The organism is Microbacterium sp. cx-59, assembly GCF_020805625.1.
In the GTDB taxonomy this organism is placed as follows: Bacteria; Actinomycetota; Actinomycetes; order Actinomycetales; family Microbacteriaceae; genus Microbacterium.
On the sequence record NZ_JAJHGO010000009.1, the window covers coordinates 504,942 to 524,998 of the forward strand.

At 71.2% G+C, this 20,057-nt stretch carries 16 protein-coding genes; 5 read left to right on the forward strand and 11 right to left on the reverse strand.

Translation table 11 applies throughout. From position 1 onward, the window contains the following. Positions 1 to 243: 243 nt before the first annotated feature. On the reverse strand, positions 244 to 1,611 hold the full coding sequence (locus tag LMI96_RS14550) for a glucose-6-phosphate dehydrogenase (RefSeq protein ID WP_228361987.1): 1,368 nt from the start codon (positions 1,609 to 1,611) through the stop codon (positions 244 to 246). Positions 1,612 to 1,686: 75 nt separating this feature from the next. Here LMI96_RS14550 and LMI96_RS14555 point away from each other — a divergent pair, with 75 nt between their 5' ends. Next, on the forward strand, positions 1,687 to 3,480 hold the full coding sequence (locus tag LMI96_RS14555; RefSeq protein WP_228361988.1) for a glycoside hydrolase family 15 protein: 1,794 nt from the start codon (positions 1,687 to 1,689) through the stop codon (positions 3,478 to 3,480). 105 nt (positions 3,481 to 3,585) lie between these two features. Here the strand turns inward: LMI96_RS14555 and LMI96_RS14560 are convergent, their stop codons facing one another. From LMI96_RS14560 to LMI96_RS14580, 5 genes are all read right to left on the reverse strand, one after another. Further along, a complete protein-coding gene (locus LMI96_RS14560) occupies positions 3,586 to 4,713 on the reverse strand; it encodes an ABC transporter permease (RefSeq protein ID WP_228361989.1) in 1,128 nt (375 codons plus the stop codon). Next, a complete protein-coding gene (locus tag LMI96_RS14565) occupies positions 4,710 to 5,594 on the reverse strand; it encodes an ABC transporter ATP-binding protein (RefSeq protein WP_228361990.1) in 885 nt (294 codons plus the stop codon). The genes LMI96_RS14560 and LMI96_RS14565 overlap by 4 nt, the downstream gene beginning before the upstream one ends. 564 nt (positions 5,595 to 6,158) lie before the next feature. Continuing rightward, a complete protein-coding gene (locus LMI96_RS14570) occupies positions 6,159 to 6,821 on the reverse strand; it encodes a response regulator (RefSeq protein WP_374197934.1) in 663 nt (220 codons plus the stop codon). 50 nt (positions 6,822 to 6,871) lie between these two features. Next, positions 6,872 to 8,134 carry a sensor histidine kinase gene (locus LMI96_RS14575; protein WP_228361991.1) on the reverse strand — a complete coding sequence of 421 codons (1,263 nt, stop codon included), beginning with the start codon at positions 8,132 to 8,134 and terminating at the stop codon, positions 6,872 to 6,874. Between the two features lie 355 nt (positions 8,135 to 8,489). Beyond that, positions 8,490 to 9,335, reverse strand: a complete 846-nt coding sequence (locus tag LMI96_RS14580) for an exodeoxyribonuclease III (RefSeq protein ID WP_228361992.1) — start codon at positions 9,333 to 9,335, stop codon at positions 8,490 to 8,492. Positions 9,336 to 9,498: 163 nt separating this feature from the next. Between LMI96_RS14580 and pyrE the strand changes: the two genes are divergently transcribed. Then, a complete protein-coding gene (pyrE, locus tag LMI96_RS14585) occupies positions 9,499 to 10,077 on the forward strand; it encodes an orotate phosphoribosyltransferase (RefSeq protein ID WP_223723228.1) in 579 nt (192 codons plus the stop codon). Between the two features lie 254 nt (positions 10,078 to 10,331). Here the strand turns inward: pyrE and LMI96_RS14590 are convergent, their stop codons facing one another. After that, a complete protein-coding gene (locus LMI96_RS14590; protein WP_223723227.1) occupies positions 10,332 to 11,141 on the reverse strand; it encodes an HAD-IIA family hydrolase in 810 nt (269 codons plus the stop codon). Positions 11,142 to 11,261: 120 nt separating this feature from the next. Here LMI96_RS14590 and LMI96_RS14595 point away from each other — a divergent pair, with 120 nt between their 5' ends. Continuing rightward, on the forward strand, positions 11,262 to 12,215 hold the full coding sequence (locus tag LMI96_RS14595; protein WP_228361993.1) for an SDR family NAD(P)-dependent oxidoreductase: 954 nt from the start codon (positions 11,262 to 11,264) through the stop codon (positions 12,213 to 12,215). A gap of 129 nt (positions 12,216 to 12,344) precedes the next feature. Here LMI96_RS14595 and LMI96_RS14600 read toward each other — a convergent pair whose 3' ends face one another. Beyond that, positions 12,345 to 13,001, reverse strand: a complete 657-nt coding sequence (locus tag LMI96_RS14600; protein WP_228361994.1) for a metal-dependent transcriptional regulator — start codon at positions 12,999 to 13,001, stop codon at positions 12,345 to 12,347. A gap of 9 nt (positions 13,002 to 13,010) precedes the next feature. Further along, positions 13,011 to 14,279, reverse strand: a complete 1,269-nt coding sequence (locus LMI96_RS14605; protein ID WP_228361995.1) for an Nramp family divalent metal transporter — start codon at positions 14,277 to 14,279, stop codon at positions 13,011 to 13,013. 341 nt (positions 14,280 to 14,620) lie between these two features. On the opposite strand from LMI96_RS14605, the gene LMI96_RS14610 reads away from it, so the two are divergent. Continuing rightward, positions 14,621 to 15,379: a TrmH family RNA methyltransferase gene (locus tag LMI96_RS14610; protein WP_228361996.1), complete on the forward strand. Its 759-nt coding sequence runs from the start codon at positions 14,621 to 14,623 to the stop codon at positions 15,377 to 15,379. 130 nt (positions 15,380 to 15,509) lie between these two features. On the opposite strand, the gene LMI96_RS14615 is transcribed toward LMI96_RS14610, so the two are convergent. Continuing rightward, on the reverse strand, positions 15,510 to 16,490 hold the full coding sequence (locus LMI96_RS14615; protein ID WP_223723222.1) for a lytic transglycosylase domain-containing protein: 981 nt from the start codon (positions 16,488 to 16,490) through the stop codon (positions 15,510 to 15,512). Positions 16,491 to 16,697: 207 nt separating this feature from the next. Next, positions 16,698 to 18,023, reverse strand: a complete 1,326-nt coding sequence (locus LMI96_RS14620) for an MATE family efflux transporter (RefSeq protein ID WP_223723221.1) — start codon at positions 18,021 to 18,023, stop codon at positions 16,698 to 16,700. Between the two features lie 65 nt (positions 18,024 to 18,088). On the opposite strand from LMI96_RS14620, the gene LMI96_RS14625 reads away from it, so the two are divergent. Continuing rightward, a complete protein-coding gene (locus LMI96_RS14625; protein ID WP_228361997.1) occupies positions 18,089 to 20,053 on the forward strand; it encodes a M13 family metallopeptidase in 1,965 nt (654 codons plus the stop codon). The last annotated feature ends 4 nt before the right edge of the window (positions 20,054 to 20,057 follow it).

The window sequence follows — 20,057 nt, forward strand, 5'->3', positions numbered from 1 at the left end:
CATTATCTGATTTCGCAACACATTTCTCTGCGGCCCTGCTGTTCTGGCGCGCACGAGGGGCGGCGCGCGCGGAGGGCGCGAGAGATCAGCGCGCGCGAGCGCGGGCGCGCGTGGGAAGCCTTGGGTCCGGGGAGTGCGCGGGCGCGCCCGCAGGCGCGCGCGGGAAACCTCGGGTCAGGGGGAGTGCGGCCGCACACCCGAGGCGCGCGGGCGAACCCCCGAGGCGCACGGGCGAACCCCGGGTCAGGGGAGTGCGGGCCAGGACTCCGGGCCGCTCGAGCCGGCGGGATACTCGTCGAGGGGCACGTCGCCGCGGTGCCAGGCGTCGAGGATCGGCTGCACGATGCGCCAGCACTGCTCGGCGGCGTCGCCGCGGACCGCCAGCGCGGCATCGCCGTCGAGGATGCTGGAGAGCACCTCGGCGTACGCGCGCAGCGCGCCCTCACCGAGCGACGCCTCCATCGTCTGGCGGGTCAAGGTGAAGGGGTCCTCGCCGCCGTTGACGTTGAGGGCGAGCGCCATCGCGTCGGGCCCGAGCGAGAAACGCAGCACCGAACCGGGCGCGGCGCCGGTGAACCCCGCAGGCAGGTGCCGCACCGGCCGGAACGTCAGTGTGATGTCGGCCTGCGGGCGCCCGATCGCCTTCCCCGAGCGCAGTGTGAACGGCACGCCCGCCCATCGGCTGGTCCGCACCTCGAACGTCGCCTCCGCGAGCGTCTCGGTCGCGCGCGCGGGATCTACGCCGGGCTCGTCGGCGTAGGACGGCAGATCCTCGCCGCCGACCTCACCCGCGGTGTACCGCGCGCGACGCGAGGACCGCACGGCGTTGTCGTCCCACACGACCGTCGCCCGCAGCGCCGCGGTGATCGCGTCGCGGAGGTCGGCTTCGTGCAGGGTCGCCGGCGGCTGCATCGCCACAACGGCCATGACCTGCAACAGGTGGCTCTGGATCATGTCGACGAGGGCCCCGGCCTCGTCGTAGTACCCGGCCCGATCCTCGAGACCGAGCGATTCATCGAACCGGATGACGACCGATTCGACGTGTTCGGCCGACCACACCGGTTCGAAGATCCGGTTCGCGAACCGGATGCCGAGCACATTCAACGTCGTCGAGCGGCCCAGGAAATGATCGACCCGGAAGATCTGGTTCTCCGGAACGAGACGGCGAAGCGCCTCGTTCAAGGTGTGCGCGCTGGCCTGGTCGGAACCGAACGGCTTCTCCAACGCCAGCACCGTGCCCTCGGGCAGGTCGCCGGGCTCGAGCTGTTCGCACGCCTGCTGCGCGACCTGCGGCGGCAGCGCGAAGTACAGCACGGCCCGCCCCTCCACCTCGCCGAGCAGCGTCTTCAGCGCGGCCGCGTCGGTCGGATCGACCTGACGGAACACGGTCGCCTTCGCGACGGCGGCCGCCGCATCCGACCGCTCCTCGCCGAACGCCTTCCGCACGAGCGCGCGCCAGGCCGTGTCGGTGAGCGAACGGCGACCGCAGCCGATCAGCCGCACGCTGCGCTGCGGCTCGCGTTCGAGCAGCTGGGCGAGGGCGGGCAGAACGAGGCGCGACGTCAGGTCGCCCGTCGCCCCGAAGATCACGAGCGTGGTGTCATCGGTCACGACAGCCACGTTAGTGTTCGCTGCGACTCGTCGAGCAGGTGAACACCGGGCTTGACGAACGGGCATGATCAGGGGGTGAGCGCCCCGATCGAGGACTACGCCCTCCTCAGCAACTGCCGCACGGCCGCCCTCGTCTCGCGCGAGGGGAGCGTCGACTGGTTCTGTGCGCCGCGGTTCGATTCCGCATCCGTCTTCGGTGCGCTCCTCGGGGAGGCGGAGCAGGGATGCTGGCGCCTCCGCCCGCACGACGAGGCGGCGCGCGCCACCCGTCGGTACGACGGCGACACCTTCGTGCTCATCACGCGCTGGGAGACTCCGTCCGGGGTCGCCGAGGTACACGACCTGCTGCCGGTCGACGGCGGACGCGTGGATCTCGTGCGCCGGGTGGTCGGGGTGTCGGGCGAGGTCGAGTTCACGACGCACCTCCGCATCCGCTTCGATTATGCCCGCGCCCTTCCGTGGGTGCGGCAGATGGGCGACCTGACAGCTCCCGCGCTGCACGCGACCGCGGGCCCGGACGCCCTCGTCGTGCGCGGCGTGGCGCTCGCCCCGCACGGACACGCGCACCGGGGCCGACTGACCGTCGCGGCCGGCGAGACCCGCGACCTGACCGCCACCTGGTTTCCGTCGTACGCGCCGACGCCCGAGCCGCTCGATGTCGACGCCGCGCTCGCGGAGACGCGCGACTGGTGGACGCAGTGGGCCGCGTCGATCGCGCACGACGGACCCCACCGCGACGAGGTCGTGCGTTCGCTGCTCGTGCTGCGCGCCCTCTCGCACCAGGACACCGGCGGAATCGTCGCGGCCGTGACGACGTCGCTGCCGGAGCAGTTCGGCGGCGCACGCAACTGGGACTACCGCTACGTCTGGCTCCGGGATGCGGCGCTGACCCTCGAGGCGCTGGTGAATCACGGGTTCCTCGACGTCGCGGAGTCGTGGCGGCTGTGGCTGCTGCGCGCGGTCGCGGGGGATCCGGCCGAGATGCAGATCATGTACGGCATCGCCGGGGAACGCGACCTCGCCGAACGCGAGCTCACCAGCCTGCCCGGATATCAGGGGGCGGCGCCCGTGCGGGTCGGCAACGGCGCGGTCGACCAGTATCAGGCGGACGTCGTCGGCGAGGTGATGGTCGCGCTCGAAGCCGCCCGCGTCGCGGGCCTGCCGGATGAGCCGTTCTCCTGGGCGCTGCAGCGCGCCCTGCTCGACGGCGTGGCCGCCAACCTCGACCGGCCCGACAACGGCATCTGGGAGATCCGCGGCGAACCGCGCCTGTTCACGCAGTCCCGCGTGATGATGTGGGCCGCGTTCGACCGGGGGGTGCGCGCCGTCGAGGAGCACGGGCTCGACGGCCCGGTCGATCGGTGGCGGATGCTGCGCGACCACCTCCGCGACGAGATCCTCGCGCGGGGCGTCGATGCGACGGGCGGTTACTTCACCCAGCACTACGACTCCCACGAGGTCGACGCGTCCTTGCTGGTGCTGCCGCAGGTCGGGTTCTGCGCGCCCGATGACCCGCGGATGCTCGCGACCGTGGCCGAGATCGAGCGGCAGCTCATGGGCACCGGACTCGTGGACCGGTACCGCACCGCGTCGGGCGTCGACGGACTGGCCGGGACGGAGCATCCGTTCCTCGCCTGCTCGTTCTGGCTCGTCGAGCAGTACGCGTCTTCGGGTCGGGTGGCGGATGCGGAGAAGCTGATGGACCTCGCCTGCCTCGCGCACAACGACGTCGGGTTGCTGTCGGAGGAGTTCGATCCGGTTGCCGGTCGCCAGGTGGGCAACACGCCGCAGGCGTTCTCGCACCTCGCGCTCGTCCGCGCGGCCGACGCCCTGCACGGTCACAGTGGCCGCGCCGCCCACCGCCGCTGAGCGCCGCACAAGCCCGCGAGACTGGATCTTCGCGCCGAGACCTGGGGGTTACCCCTCGGTTTCGGCGCCCAGATCCCGTCTCGCGGGCTGTGGGTGGGGTGGGGGTCAGCGGCGCGAGAGGGCCTCGGACAGCTTCACCCGCGCACCCATCCGGAGCAGCGAACCCGAGTAGATCCGGGCGCCCAGAACGATCGCCGCGATGCACGTCGCGATCAGGATCACGAGCGCCACCAGCGGCTCCCACCACATCGCCTCACCGAGGTAGAGCCGAAGCGGCATCCCGACCGGAGCCGAGAACGGCACGTACGACATGATCGTCAGCACGAGCGAGTTGTCGTTGAAGAAGATGACGAGGAAATACGGCAGCATCACGAGCGTCGTGATCGGCGCGGTGGTCGACCCGATGTCCTCCTGACGAGACACCATCGCCCCCGCCGCCGCGAACAGCGACGCCAGCAGGATGAAGCCGAAGAGGAAGAACACCGCGAACCACACGACCGGCCCGCCGAGCCCGGTGAGCACGAGATCCTGCCCGGTGACCGAGAGCCCGATCACCGCGATCGCCGCGAGCACCACGATCTGGGCCATCGCGAGGATCGTATTGCCGAGCACCTTTCCGGCCAGCAGCGACCGCACCGGGATCGCCGAGATCAGCAGCTCGACGACACGCGTCTGCTTCTCCTCCACGACCGACTGCGCAATGGTTCCGCCGAACGTCGACGCGGCCAGCAGGAAGACGATCCCGAACCCGAGCGCCACGAAGTAACGCAGCAGGAAGTCCGTGCTCGACGGGTCGAGCAGGTGCACGGCGGGCGACTGGCTGAGCAGCGGCATGAGGCCCGACGGCACCTCGTCGTTCGCGACGATCGTGTAATCGAATGGACCGGATGCGGACGCCGCCGCATCCGGAACCTGATCGCTCGGGATCAGCGCCGCGCTGACCGTGCCGTCCTCGACGAGGGCGAGGGCAGCGTCGGTGGAGTCCGCATCCGTCACCTCGAGGCCGTCGACGCCGGTGACCGCGGACGACGTGTCGGAGGTGACCGCGACCGTGATGGCATTCGACTGGCTCGCCGAGAACCCGCCCCAGACGACCGCCGCCAGCGCGATGAGGAAGAGGATCACCGTCGAGACGATGAACGTCTTGCTGCGCAGTCGCGAGCCGATCTCGCGCTCGGCGACCAGCCAGACGCTCTGCGCCGCCGACGGGGCGGTGGGGGTGTGAGCGTTCATCGGATGACCTCCCGGAAGATCTGAGCGAGCGACGGATGCTGCGGAGCGAACGAGTCGACGTCTCCGCCGGCGACGGCGCGCGTCAACACGCGCCGGGCGACGTCGGGCTCGGCCGCATCGAACACGGCCTGGCCGCCGGCGAACTCGACGACCTCCACGCCCGGCTCGTCGCGCAGCCAGCCGAGGTCGCCGGAGGTGACGATCTCGTAGCGCGGCGACGCGTACTGATCGCGGAGCGACTGGCGGGTGCCCGCCGCGCGGATCGTGCCGGCCGCGATGATCACGAGGTCATCGCACAGCCGTTCGACGACATCGAGCTGATGCGAGGAGAACAGCACCGCGACGCCGGCCGCGGCCCGCTCCTGCAGCACTCCGGCAACGACCTCGACCGCCAGCGGGTCGAGGCCCGAGAACGGCTCGTCGAGGATCAGGATCTCCGGCTCGTGCACGAGCGCTGCGGCGATCTGCGCGCGCTGCTGATTACCGAGCGAGAGCGTCTCGACCGTGTCGCCGAGCCGCTCACCCAAGCCGAGCCGGTCGAGGAGCGTCTCGGCTTTCGCCGTCGCATCCGCCTTGCTGTACCCGTGCAGCCGAGCGAGGTAGGCGATGTGCTCGCCGACCTTCATCTTCGGGTACAGGCCGCGTTCCTCGGGCATGTAGCCGAACCGGCGCCGGTCCTCGGACGTCACGGGCGTGCCGTCGAGCGTGACGGTCCCCGCATCCGCGGCCAGCACGCCGAGAGCGATGCGCATCGTCGTGGTCTTGCCGGCGCCGTTACCGCCGACGAAACCGGTGAGCCGGCCGTCTCCGACCGTGAACCCGACATCGTCGAGCACGCGGCGGTCGCCGTAGCTCTTGGTCACCCCGCTGAGGTGCAGCATGGATCCTCCTTCGTCCGTGCTTCGACGCTACGGATCGGGGCTCGCCCGCACCTCCCCCCGCCGGGGGAGGTGCGGCCGCTCCTCCTGACGGGGGAGAGCCGCGTGCCGCAGGTGGTGGGGTGGCGCGGCGCGGGTCAGGTGGTGCGGGTGGGGTGGTGCGGGTGGGCCGGAGATCGGCCGTTTCGGCCCGGAACTCCGCAGTTGTGCCCGCCGCGGGGCGGGCGTGGGCCCCGTTCGGGTCGGTCGGGGGTGGATAACTCCTCCAAAACCGGCTCCCGGAGCGATCCAGCGGGGGTTCCGAGCTGATCTGGAGGAGTTGGCGCCGGTGTGCCGGGGTTCGCCGCAGCCGGCGCGGTGCGCCCGGGGCGAGGCCGCTGCGGTGCCCTCGGGCTGAGTCAGACCATCGTCAGCGGGGCGCGGGCCCTGTTCGGCTCGGTCGGGCGTCGATAACTCCTCCAAAACCGACGCCCGGAGCGATCCAGCGCGGGTTCCGAGCCGATCTGGAGGAGTTGGCGGCGGGCCCGGTGCGCCCGGGCTACGCGAGCCCGCCGCGGTGCGCCCGGGCTACGCGAGGCCGCTGCGGTGCGCCAGGACGACGGCCTGCACCCGGTCGCGGGCGCCCAGCTTCTGCAGCACGTTCGACACGTGCGTCTTGACGGTGGCCTCGCCGATGAAGAGGCGGTGGGCGATCTCGCCGTTCGACAGTGCTTCCGCCATCAGGCGGAGTACCTCGGTCTCGCGCTCCGTGAGCCCCGCGCGCTCGCCGATCGCATCGCCGGGAACCCCCACGTGCGACGCGCCGGTCCCTCCGACAGCGGACGACCCCGGCGCCCCCGCACCGGCCGCGAAGCGGGCGATCACGCGCCGCGTCACCTCCGGGGCGAGCAGCGCGTCACCGGCCGCGACGACCCGCACAGCGGCCAGGAGCTCCTCGGGGCCGGCGTTCTTCAGCAGGAACCCACTCGCCCCCGCCTCGAGCGCCGCGAACAGGTAGTCGTCGCGGTCGAAGGTTGTGACGACCAGGACGGCGGCCGAGGTGTCAGCGCCCGCCACGATGCGCCGGGTGGCTTCGAGCCCGTCCATGTCGGGCATCTGCACGTCCATGCAGACGACATCCGGATGCAGCGCCCGCACCTGCGCGACCGCCTCGATGCCGGTCGCGGCTTCGCCGACGACCGCGATGTTCCCGGCCGCTTCGAGGATCATCCGGAATCCGGCGCGCATCATCGCGTGGTCATCGACGAGCAGCACGCGGATCGGCGTCGCCACGAGGCCGTTCACGCTCCAGCCTCGACGCGGTCGCCGGCCGCCGGGGCGGCCTGGCGCGGCACGCGCACCCGGACGAGGAACCCGCCGCTCGAACGCGGCAGCAGTTCGACCGAGCCCCCGGATGCAGCGGCCCGCTCCCGCATCCCGATGTTCCCCATCCCGGGCTTCGGGTCGCGTACGGCGCGGCCCGTGTTGGCGATCTCGAGTTCGACCGAGTCGTCCGCGTAGCGCAGCCGCACGTCGGCGCGGGCGTTCGTGCCGCCGTGGCGGCGGGCGTTGGTCAGCGCCTCCTGCGCGATCCGGTACAGGTTGACCTGCACCGTCTCGGGCACGACCCCGGGTTCGCCGACGATGCGGAACTCCGTCGGGAGCCCGGCACCCTCCGCCTCCGCCACCAGACCGGGGAGCGCCTCGAGGCCAAGCGTGGTCGGGGCCGTGTCGGGCGTCTCGGGCGACGTACGGAGCGCTTCCAGCAGGTGCCGCAGCTCCGCAAGGGCCGAGCGCGCCGATCCCTCGACCGCCGCGAGCGTGGCGCTCGCCGCATCCGGATCCTGGGCCATGATCGTGCGCGCGGCGCCCGCCTGCACCCCCATCAGCGACACGTGATGCGCGACGACGTCGTGCAGTTCGCGCGCGATCCGCACCCGTTCGAGCGCGACCGCCTGCGCCGCGGTCAGCTCCCGCTCCCGCTCGAGTTCGGCCGTCCGCTCTTCGAGTACTCGACGCTGCTGCATCGCCGCGTACGTGCGCTCGCCGAAGTAGTACGCCCCGCCGAAGAAGAGTCCGTTGATCAGCAGTGTCAGGAATGTGTAGGCGACGTACGGCGAGAATGCCCCCGCGCGCGAGAATCCTTCATCCGTCGGCTGGGTCGCGTCGATGAACATCACGGTGAGCAGCCACACGAACATCCCGGTGATGATGCCGATTCGCACCCAGTGCGCCCGGCGCCGATCGGTCGACCACGCCCCGACGGTGTAGATCGTGATGAACATCGCGATGCTGCCGGCGTAGACCTCGGGGATCCGGATGGTGACCGCCACGAAGTAGGCCGTCGCGACGACGATCGCGACGATCCCGGGAAAGCGGCGCCGGAACGCGAGCGGCACGGCGAGCACGAAGGAGTACACGACCGCGGACAGCATCCCGGCGTCCTCCCCGACCCCGTAGATGCCCGAGACCGACGAGAGGGTCGCGCTGATGAGCGCGCCCACGAACAGCACCGCCGCGAGTGCGACGTCGCGGCGCTGTTGAGAGGCGGTGAGCGGCAGCATCCTTCCACGTTACGGACGAGCGGATGCGGTGGCATCCCCCGCGCGGGGGAGTGCCCGCCGCGGGTATCCGCGAGGTTCGGTGCGGCGCGGGGTGACCGGATGCGGACGCATGCCCCCGGCGGCCCTCGGCCGCCTCCCGCCAGTCCCGATGCCAGCGCCCGCATCCGGTCCCCCCGCTCCGGTCGGCACGGGCCGGGCGCTGCCCGCGGGTGGCCGCGAGACTGCAGTTCGGCGGCGAGACGTTGGTCGCGGACAGCTGTCTCGCGGCGCCAGTGCAGTCTCGCGGTGGCGGTGGCGGTGGCGGTGGCGGTGGCGGTGGCGGGGCGGGAGCGGGAGCGGCGGCGCGGGCCGGGGGTCAGCCGAAGATCATCGGGCGGTCGTCGTCGTCCTCGGGTGAGGTGAGGTCGAGGTCGACCACCACGGGCACGTGGTCGCTCGGGATCTCGCCCTTGCGCTCGTCGCGGTGGATCGCGGCGCCCGAAACCGCCTGCGCGAACGCGTGCGAACCCAGGATGAAGTCGATGCGCAGCCCCTGGTTGCGCGGGAAGCGCAGCTGCTTGTAATCCCAGTACGTGTAGCCGGTGGGCACGAGCGGTCGGACCACGTCCTGCAGCCCGGCGGCCTCCAGCGCGCGGAACGCCTCACGCTCCGGCGGGGAGATGTGGGTCGAGACACCCGGAACGAGCGTCGGGTCGCCGTTGTCTTCATCGAGCGGGGCGATGTTGAAGTCCCCGACGAGCGCGAGCGCCAGATCGGGCTGCGCGGCGAGAGTCGCGCGGGTGTATTCGGTCAGCGCCGACAGCCAGTCCAGTTTGTAGACGTAGTGCGGGTCGTCGAGCCCGCGCCCGTTCGGCACGTACAGGCTCCACACCTTCACCCCGTCGATGGTCGCGCCGATCGCGCGCGCCTCCTGTGGCACATCCGGACCCTCGGCACCCTTGAGGAACCCGGGCATCTGCGGAAAGGCGAACTCGACGTCTTCGATCGGCGCGCGGCTCGCGATGGCGACGCCGTTCCACTGGTTGAGCCCGTGCGCCACGACGTGGTACCCGGCCTCTTCGAACGCCGCGTACGGAAACTGCTCGGGCTTGCACTTGATCTCCTGCATCGCGAGCACGTCGATGTTCTCGCGCACCGCGAACTCGACGGTGCGCACGACGCGCGCGCGGATGGAGTTGACGTTCCAGGTGGCCAGGCGCATGGGCACCAGCCTAAGACGAGGGTGCGACGTGCATCGCGCAACCGGATGCTGCCGCCTCCGCCCGCGACCGTGACCGACGCCCGCGTCCCGCCGCCGACCGTGCCGCGACCCCGCACCCGAGCTCGGGCGGAGCGCCGGCGCAACGCTCCGTAGACTCGACGTCGTGACCGCCGCATCCACGCCCGAAATCGAAGCCGACCGCCAGGCCCTCATCGCCCTGATCCGCGACGAGGCGGTGTTCCACGGCGACTTCACGCTCTCGAGCGGTAAGAAGGCGACGTACTACGTCGACATGCGCAAGCTCACCCTCGACCACCGCGCCGCCCCCGCGATCGGCCGCATCATGCTCGACCTCGTGAACCGGGTCGACGACGTCGTCGCGGTCGGCGGTCTCACCCTCGGCGCGGATCCGATCGCGAACGCGGTCATGCACGAATCCGTGCATGCGGGCACGCCGCTCGACGCGTTCGTCGTGCGCAAGGAGCCGAAGGACCACGGCCGCGGACGCCAGATCGAGGGCGCGGATGTCGCCGGCAAGCGCGTCGTCGTCGTCGAAGACACGTCCACCACGGGCCAGTCAGCGCTCAAGGCCGTGGAAGCCCTCCGCCGCGAGGGAGCAGAGCCCGTCGCGGTCGCCGTCATCGTCGACCGACGCACGGGTGCGCAGGCCGCGGTCGAGGCCGAGGGGCTCCAGTGGCTCGCCGCGATCGACCTCGACGACCTGGGTCTGCAGCCGCAGTAATACGGCAGCCGTAGGGCCGCGGGCCCGCGCGCCGGTGCCTGCGCGTCAGCGTTCGCCCTCGCAGGCCGCAGCATCCGCCGGCCGCGCACGCCCCCGCATCCGCCGGCTCCCGCATCCGCGACCCACGCAGCCCCCCGCATCCGCGGCGGAAACTCAGTCGCGGTCGCGACGGAAGTACTGCACGAGGAACGCGGCGAGCGTGCCGAGCAGGATGACGGCGGACACGATCAGGATGAGCGTGCGGTCGTCCACGGTCAGATGCCCTCGGGCATCTCTGATTCGAGCGGCTCGGGAGAGACCAGATCGGCGACCGAGGCGAGGATCTCGTCGGGGCGGAACGGGTACCGCACGATCTCGTTCTCGTCGCTGATCCCCGTCATCACGAGCACCGTGTGGAGTCCCGCCTCGATGCCCGCGACGATGTCGGTGTCCATGCGGTCGCCGATCATGCCGGTCGTCTCGGAGTGCGCGCCGATCCGGTTCAGCGCCGAGCGGAACATCATCGGGTTCGGCTTGCCGACGACGTACGGCTCCTTGCCGGTGGCCTTGGTGATGAGAGCCGTGATCGCCCCGGTCGCCGGCAGGGGGCCGTCGGCCGAGGGGCCGGTCGGATCGGGGTTGGTCGAGATGAATCGCGCGCCCGTCATCAGGAAGCGGATCGCCTTCGTGATCGCCTCGAACGAGTAGTTGCGGGTCTCGCCGACGACGACGTAATCCGGGTCGGTCTCGGTCAGAGTGAAACCGGCCTCGTGCAGTGCGGTCGTGAGCCCCGCCTCGCCGATCACGAACGCGGAGCCGCCCGAGCGCTGACCGCGCAAGAACTCGGCGGTCGCCATCGCCGACGTCCAGATCGACTCCTCCGGCACGATGAGTCCCGACGCGCGCAGGCGGGCGCTGAGGTCGCGAGGCGTGAAGATCGAATTGTTCGTCAGAACGAGGAACGGCACCCCCTGCGACTGCCACTGCTGGAGGAGCTCTGCCGCTCCCGGAATGGGCTGGTTCTCGTGGACGAGAACGCCGTCCATGTCGGTGAGCCAGCACTCGATGTCATCACGCGTGCGCATGGCCACAGCCTAGAGCGCACCGTGCGCTCGCGCCTCCCCGGGGCACGCCACCGGACGGCGTCGACGCGGCGTTACGGCACGGTCGCCGCGGGGCATCCGGGCGGCACTAGTCTCGAACCCGTGAGCTCGAGCGCCGAGGACTGGGATCCCCGCCGCCTGCCGGACCTCCGGGGCAGGACGTACCTCGTGACGGGCGCGAACGCCGGACTCGGTTTCTTCTCCAGCCGCCAGCTCGTCGGCGCTGGCGCTCACGTGATCATGACGGGCCGAAGCCCCAACCGCCTCGCGACCGCGCGGAAAGCGTTGGCTGCCGACCTTCCGGATGCAGCGGGCTCGGTCGAGACACTGCTGCTCGATACCAGCAACCTGGGTTCGGTGCGGGCCGCCGCGGCCACCGTGCGACAGCGCGGCCGGCTCGACGGGCTGCTGCTGAACGCGGGGATGGTGCACGCCCCGGCCAACCGGCAGACGACGCGCGACGGCAACGAACTCGTGCTCGCCACCAACGCCCTCGGCCACTACGCGCTCGCGGGGGCGCTGCTGTCGACGCTGGCGGCGCGGCGCGGACGGATGGTGTGGCTCGGCAGCATGTCGACATCGCTCGGCGCGAAGGATCCGGTGGATGTACAGCTCACCGAGGGCTACACGCCGTGGCGCGCCTACGTGCAGTCGAAGACCGTCACGACTGCTGTCGGCCTCGAAGCCGATCGGCGCCTGCGCGCGCACCATGTGCCCGTCATGAGCGTGATCGCCCACCCGGGGTACGCACCGAGCGGGCGCACGCGCGGCATCCGGGGCATCAACGAACCGTCCCGGCTCGGACGTTTCACCGACAACCTGCAGGCGCCGGTCACGCAGTCCAAGGAGCACGGCGCGTGGTCGCTCGTGCGCGCGCTCGTCGACCCGGCGATCGAGGGCGGCGAGTTCTGGGGTCCGCGCCTGATCGCGCGGGGCACCCCGCGCCGCGCGCAGCCCGCCAAACTCACGCGCGATCCCGCCATCGGCGAGCGGCTGTGGGTCATGTGCGAGAACGCGACGCGGATGCGGTGGCCGTTCGAGGCCGCCCGCCGCTGACCCGCGCCCCTTGCCCGCCCCCTGCCGAACCGCGAGACGGGATCTTCGCGCCGAGACCGTGGGGTTACCCCTCTGTCTCGGCGCCCGTATCCCGTCTCGCGGGTGAGAGTCGTCGGCCCGCGCGGGAGGTCAGGCCGAGAGCCAGATCGCGTCGTACGCCTCGCGCGGGAGGGCCACCGCATCCGAGTCGCCGGTGAAGCGCACGTCGAGGGCCGGGGCGGTCGCATCCACGACGGTCAGCTCTCGACCCACATCGACACCGAGGCGGTCGAGCTCGCGCAGCAACTGGGGGTCGCGGTCGCTGACCCGCAGCACCCGCGCGACATGCCCGGCCGGGGCGTCGCCGAGCATGATGAACGGCACCCGCTCGGTGCGGCCCGCCGCATCCGGAATCGCGTCGCCATGCGGATCGAACCGCGGACGCCCCAGCTGCGCATCGATCCGATCGAGCAGACGGTCGCTGAGGGCGTGCTCGAGGATCTCCGCCTCGTCGTGCACCTCGTCCCAGGTGTAGCCGTACTCGCGAACGAGCCACGTCTCCACGAGTCGGTGCCGCCGCACGATCGCGGCCGCGCGGTGCGCGCCGCCCTCGGTCAGCCGGATCGGGCCGTACCGGCGGTGATCGACGAGCCCGGCGGCGGCGAGCTTCTGCACCATCTCGGTCACACTCGACGGGGCAAGGCCCAGCTGCTGCGCCAGCTGCGACGGCGTGATGCGCTCGTCCTGCCACTCCGTGTGTTGATACACGACCTTCAGATAGTCGTCGACCGCGGCGGAAGAAGGCACGCGACCAGGCTACCCGCCGGTGACCGTCAGCCAGATGAGCACGATGTTCAGCGTCACCAGGAAAACGGATGCGGCCACGCCCCCGAGGGTCGTCAGCATCCGGTTGCGGAAATCGCCCAGCACCTCGCGCCGCGCGGTCAGCCACACGAGCGGGATCAGCGCGAACGGAATGCCGAACGACAGCACGACCTGGCTGAGCACGAGGGCGAGCGTCGGGTCGATTCCCGCGCCGAGGATCGCGAGCGCGGGAATGAGGGTGACGGCCCGTCGCGCGAGCAGGGGAACCCGGATGCGGAGCAGCCCGCTCATGATCTCGGACCCGGCGTACGCTCCGACGGAGCTCGAGGCCAGCCCGCTCGCGAGCAGGCCCACGGCGAAGAGCGTGGCGATGACCGGGCCGAGACTGTCACGGAGCGCCGCGTACGCGCCCTCGAGACTGTCGGTGCCCGGCACTCCCGCCAGGCTCGACGCCGCCAGCAGCAGCATGACGAGATTCACCGTGCCGGCGATCGCGAGGGCGATCGTGACGTCCCAGCGGGTCGCGCGGAGCAGGCGGCGCTCCCGCACGCCCCCGACCGTCGCCGTCGCGGCCGTCAGAGGGAACCGGTCGCGGACGAGCGAGGAGTGCGCGTAGATCGCGTGCGGCATCACCGTCGCGCCGAGGATCGATGCGGCCAGCAGCACCGACTCGGTGCCCTCGAACCGCGGCACGAGTCCGCCGAGGGTGGCCGCTGCATCCGGCGGCGAAGCGATGATGCCCGCACAGAAACCGACGACGATGACCACCAGCATCGTCACGACGACCGACTCGAACGCGCGCGCGCCGCGGCGCGTCTGGACCGTCAGCACGATCATCGACACGACACCGGTGATCACACCGCCCCACAGGAGCGGGAGGCCGAAGAGCAGGTTCAGCGCGACCGCGCCGCCGATGACCTCGGCCACGTCCGTCGCCATGGCGACGAGCTCCGCCTGCAGCCAGTACGCACGCCGGCCCCAACGGCTCCGGATGCGGTCGCCCAGCACCTGCGGCAGGCTCTGCCCGGTCACGATGCCGAGTTTGGCGGACAGGTACTGGATGAGCCAGGCCATCAGGTTGCCGAGGACGACGACCCAGACCAGGAGGTACCCGAACGCCGCCCCGGCGGTCATGTTCGCGGCCACGTTGCCGGGATCGAGGTAGGCGACGCCCGCGACGAGCGCCGGTCCGAGCAGCCAGATCAGGCGGCGGCCGGTCGCAGGGGGGCTCGCCGGGGGCGCCAAGGGAGATTTCGGCATACCGAAAACCTAGCCTGTTTTCGGTATGCCGAAAAGTGCCGCGCGGGGTTGTGTCGGGTCTCGGCAAGGCGGAGGGCGAGGGGGTCTTGGGTTGTGTGAGCTCTGGCCGTGTGGGTCGTGAGCTGGGCGAATTCGGCCGTGTGGTGCGTGACATGGGCGAAGTTTGCCCGGGTGGATCGTGAGTCGTCGGACCGGTGGGGCAGATGTACACGGTTGGGGCGGATGAGGCGCCCCGCGTGCGTTCGATCCGACGACTCGTGCGCCATCAGGGCCGGTACGCGCCCACGCCGAGCGGCAGCGCGCCCACGCGGAGCCACAGTGCGCCCGATTAGCCTGGACGGATGGCCGATCCGGACGCTCCACACCCTGCCGACCCCGCCGTGCGCCCTGCCTACCCCGCTGGGCACCCCGCCCCGCACCCCGCTGGGCACCCCGCCCCGCACCCCGCCGACCCCGCCGACCCCGACGGCGAGCTCGATGGCGCGGATGCGGCACCCGCGCACGGCGTCGGGCCGTGGCCGGGCGGGCCGGCGGCCTGGCCGGCCGACGCGCACTACGACCCCGAGCTGCTCGCCGCGGGAGACACCCGGAATGTCGTCGACGGTTACCGCTACTGGCGCATGGAGGCGATCGTCGCCGACCTCGACGCCCACCGGCACCCGTTCCACGTCGCCATCGAGAACTGGCAGCACGACATGAACATCGGCTCCATCGTGCGCAGCGCGAACGGATTCGGTGCGGCGGCGGTCCACATCATCGGCCGCCGACGCTGGAACCGCCGCGGCGCCATGGTCACGGATCGCTATCAGCACGTCTTCCACCATGAGGACGTCACCGCGTTCGCCGCGTGGGCGTCGGAGGAGCGGATGCCGGTCATCGCGGTCGACAACGTGCCCGGCTCCGTCGCGGTCGACCGGGCTGAGCTTCCCGAGCGCTGCGTGCTCGTCTTCGGTCAGGAGGGGCCGGGGCTGTCGGCCGAGGCGCTGGCGGCCGCATCCGGCGTCGTCGAAATCGCGCAATACGGCTCGACGCGCTCGCTCAACGCCGCCGCGGCCGCGGCCGTCGTGATGTACGAGTGGTGCCGCCGCTGGGCCCGCTGACCCCGTAACCACTCACGCTGGGCCCACTAACCGCTTACCCGCTCGCCCCGTACCCGCTCACCCCGGGCCCACTGACCCCGCACGCACGGAACGCCCCGCGGCTCGAGCCGCGGGGCGTTCCGGTGAGAAATCAGTACCAGCCGACCGACTGCGAGTGCGACCACGCGCCGCACGGCGAGCCGTATCGGCCGGAGATGTAGCCCAAGCCCCACGCGATCTGGGTGGCGGCGTTGGTCTGCCAGTCGGCGCCGGCCGAGGCCATCTTGCTGCCCGGGAGCGCCTGCGGGATGCCGTACGCACCGCTGCCGCCGTTGCTGGCGCGGTAGTTCCAGCCCGACTCCTTGTTCCACAGCGACACGAGGCAGCCGAACTGGTCGTCGCCCCAGCCATAACCGGCGAGCATGCCGCGGGCGGTCGCCTGGGCGCCGGCCGGGCTGTTGTCGCCGCTGCCGCCGCCCGAGGGCGCGGGAAGCGGGGCGGACGAGCCGGAGGACGCGGGCTTCGCGGCTGCCGCGGCGGCGGCCTTCTCCGCCTCGGCGGCGGCTGCGGCTTCGGCGGCGACGCGGGCGGCCTCTTCCTCTGCGGCTTTGGCCTTCGCTCCGTCGAGGCTGCCGCGCAGCTGGTTGGCGCGCTCGTCGACGGGCCCCACGAGTTCGGTCACGTGCTCGGTGAGTGCGGGCAGCAGCGGTGCGTTGACGGTGTCGGCCTCACGCAGCTCGGTCAGCGCGGTCTGCAGGGCAGTGGTGTCGACGGTCGGGTTCGGGTCTCCCACGTCGAGTCCGGATGCGGCGACATCGGCCGTCACGGATGCGGCGGCACTGACGGCGGTGTCTGCCTGGGTGATCGCGGCGTCGGCGTCGGAGTGCGCGTCGCCGATGGCGGTGTCGACGGACGTGCCGATCGATTCGATCGAGGTGTCGTAGGACGCGAGAGCGTAAGACGTGGGGGCGGCGGCGGTGCCGGCCTGAGCGGGCGCCATGCCCGTGACGCACGCGGCGACGACGACCCCGAACGCCAGCGAGGTGGTGAGGAAAGCGGGGCGGCGACGGCTGCGACGGGCGGCCTGACGACGGGTTCTGCGGGTGGGTGAAGACGATGAATCAGAGAGCATAAAACCAGTTCCGTATCAAGAATCTACGCCGGGGGAGACGAGGTGCGGTGGCCGGAAATCCAGACACAAAACCTTGAGTCTGCCGGTCGATTCTGGACGGTTCCTGGATGCGGGCGAGAAAAAGGCCTGATCCGAGGCTCGCGGGCGCCCCGCATCCGCCCGCACGGGCAACCCCGCGAACGCCGGGCCCCACCCCGCTCGCCCAGGTCAGACGGCGACGGTCATCCACTTCCCGCCGCGCACCCGGTACCCCAGAGTGGCCAGGCGGGCGAGCATGTAGACGCCGAAGAAGGCCACGGCGATCCAGGCGAGACCGGGCGCTCCCGCCGCGCCCATCCACACGAGGATCAGCAGCGCCGGCACGAACGGCACGAGGTTCAGCACCCCGGCCAGAGCGAGGTAGCGGCCGTCTCCGGCGCCGATCAGCACGCCGTCGAGCACGAAGACGACGGCGCAGATCGGCTGTGCGACGGCGAGCACGATGAGCGCCGGCTGCACGAGCGCGGCGATGTCGGGGTCCGAGGTGAAGACGAGTCCGATCACCCCGGACGTCGCCCCCACGATCAGCCCCACGATCACACCGAACCACACCCCCCACGCCACGGTGCGACCGAGCACCCGCCGCACGAACGCCGGGTCGCCCTCGCCGAGTCCGCGCCCGACGAGCGCCTGCGCGGCGATGGCCAACGCGTCGAGGGCGAACGCCGTGGTCGAGAAGAGGGTGAAAGCCACCTGCCATCCCGCCAGCTCGGCGGTGCCGAGAGTCGTCGCGACGGCGACCGTCGCCAGCAGCGCGGCGCGCAGCGACACCGTGCGCAGGAACATCCAGCCGCCGGCCCGGACGGTCGACGAGACCGTGTCACGGCGGATGCCGACGGATGCGGAATGCCGCCGCGCGAGGCGCGCCACGACGGCGACGTAGGCCGCGACCATGCCCCACTGCGCGACGACCGTTCCGACCGCGGAGCCCGCGATCCCCCAGCCGAAGCCGTAGATGAACAGGACGTTCAGGCCGGCGTTCGCCGCGAACCCCAGCCCGGCGATCCAGAGCGGGGTGACCGTGTTCTGCATCCCGCGGAGGAGCCCGGTCGCGGCGAACACGATGAGCATCGCCGGCAGCCCCCACATCGAGATGCCGAGGTAGGACTCCGCATCCGCCGTCACGTCGGGCGCCGCCCCGAACAGGCCGACGAGCACGGGCGTCGTCAGGTAGCCGACGAGCGCCAGGATGAAGCCGAGGCCGAGCGCCAGCCACATCCCGTCGATGCCGGCCGATACCGCGCCGCCGTGCTGCCCGGCCCCGAACCGACGTGCGACGGCGGGTGTCGTCGAGTACGCGAGGAACACCATGAGCCCGACGATCGTCTGCAGCACCGCGCCAGCGATACCGAGGGCCGCGAGGGGGACGACGCCGAGGTGTCCGATGAGGGCCGCGTCGACGATCAGGAACAGCGGTTCGGCGATCAGCGCGCCGAGCGCGGGCACGGCGAGCGCCAGGATCTGCCGGTTGAGAGTCGCGGGTGCCGCTGCCACTCTCAGAGCCTATTGATCGTCGCGGGAGGAGACGGTACCCAGCGCCGAGGCCTATCCTGGTCGCCATGACCGAATCCCCCCGTTCCGGTCTCGCGCTCGACGAACTGAGCGCTGAGATCCGCCCGCAGGACGACCTCTTCCGCTACGTGAACGGTGCCTGGATCGACCGCACCGAGATCCCCGAGGACAAGGCCCGCTGGGGCTCGTTCCACCTCCTCGCCGAGCAGGCCGAGGAAGACGTCCGCGCCATCATCGACGAGTCGCTCGGTGCCGAGTCGGGAACGGATGCGCGGAAGATCGGCGACCTCTACGCCAGCTTCCTCGACACCGCGACGATCAACGAGCTCGGCGCAGAGCCCCTGCGCGACCAGCTGGCGCGCATCGACGCGGTCGGCGACGTGCCCTCGCTGCTCCGGCTGGTGGGCACTCTCGAGCGCGACGGCGTCGGCGGCATCATCGACCTCTACATCGAGCCCGACCCGGGCAACCCCACGCGCTACGTGCCGTTCTTCACCCAGTCCGGACTCTCGCTGCCCGACGAGAGCTACTACCGGCTCGACTCGTTCGAAGAGACCCGTGCGGCGTTCCGCGGGCACATCGAGCGCATCCTGACTTTGGCCGGAGTAGCGGATGCGGCCGCATCCGCCGATCGGATCATCGCGCTCGAGACCGAGCTCGCCGCGCACCACTGGGACAACGTCCGAAACCGCGACGCTGTCGCCACATACAACCTGAAGAGCTGGGACGAGGTCGTCGCCCTTTCCGGAATCGACCTGCAGCCGTGGCTCGAGGGCGTCGCCCCCGGGTACGAGAGCGCGTTCGCCGAGGCCGTCGTCTCGCAGCCGAGCTTCATCGAGGGTCTGGGCGCGCTGCTCCAGGAGGAGCGCCTGGACGACTGGAAGGCGTGGCTGCGGTTCAAGGCGGTGCACGCCGCCGCCGCGTTCCTGCCCGACGAGTTCGTCGACGAGAACTTCTCTTTCTACGGCACGCAGCTGACCGGTGTGCCGGTGAACCGCGAGCGCTGGAAGCGCGGCGTCAGCCTCGTCGAGGCGGCGCTGGGCGAGGTCGTCGGCAAGGTCTACGTCGAGCGGCACTTCCCGCCCGCGGCGAAGGGCGCGATGGACGAGCTCGTCGCGAACCTCATCGAGGCCTATCGCGAATCCATCTCGGAGCTCGAGTGGATGAGCCCGGAGACGCGGGAGCGGGCGCTCGCCAAGCTCGACGCCTTCACCCCGAAGATCGGTTTCCCGGTGCGGTGGAAGAGCTACGACGGGCTCGAACTCGATGCCGCCGACCTGGTGGGCAACGTCCGCCGCGCGCACGTCCACGAGCACGACCGGCAGCTCGGCAAGGTCGGGCAGCCGATCGACCGCGACGAGTGGTACATGACGCCGCAGACGGTCAACGCGTACTACAACCCGCTGATGAACGAGATCGTGTTCCCCGCCGCCATCCTGCAGTATCCGTTCTTCGACGCCGAGCGCGATGCGGCGGCGAACTACGGCGGAATCGGTGCGGTCATCGGGCACGAGATCGGTCACGGGTTCGACGACCAGGGCAGCCGTTTCGACGGCGACGGGTCGCTCCGCGACTGGTGGACGGATGCCGACCGCGCGGCGTTCGAGGAGCGCACGGCCAGCCTCATCGCGCAGTATGACGAGCTCGTGCCGCAGGGCCTCTCGGAGGAGCACCACGTGAACGGTGCGCTCACGATCGGCGAGAACATCGGAGACCTCGGCGGACTCGGGATCGCCCTCCGGGCCTACCGGCTCTCGCTCCGCGGTGCGGAGGCTCCCGAGATCGACGGCCTGACCGGCGTGCAGCGACTGCTGCTCAGCTGGGCGCAGGTCTGGCAGCAGAAGGGCCGGGATGCCGAGACCATCCGGCTGCTGACGATCGACCCGCACTCCCCGAACGAGTTCCGGTGCAACCAGATCGTCCGCAACATCGACGCGTTCTACGAGGCGTTCGATGTGACGGAGAACGACGCCCTGTGGCTCGACGCCGACAAGCGCGTCACCATCTGGTAACCCC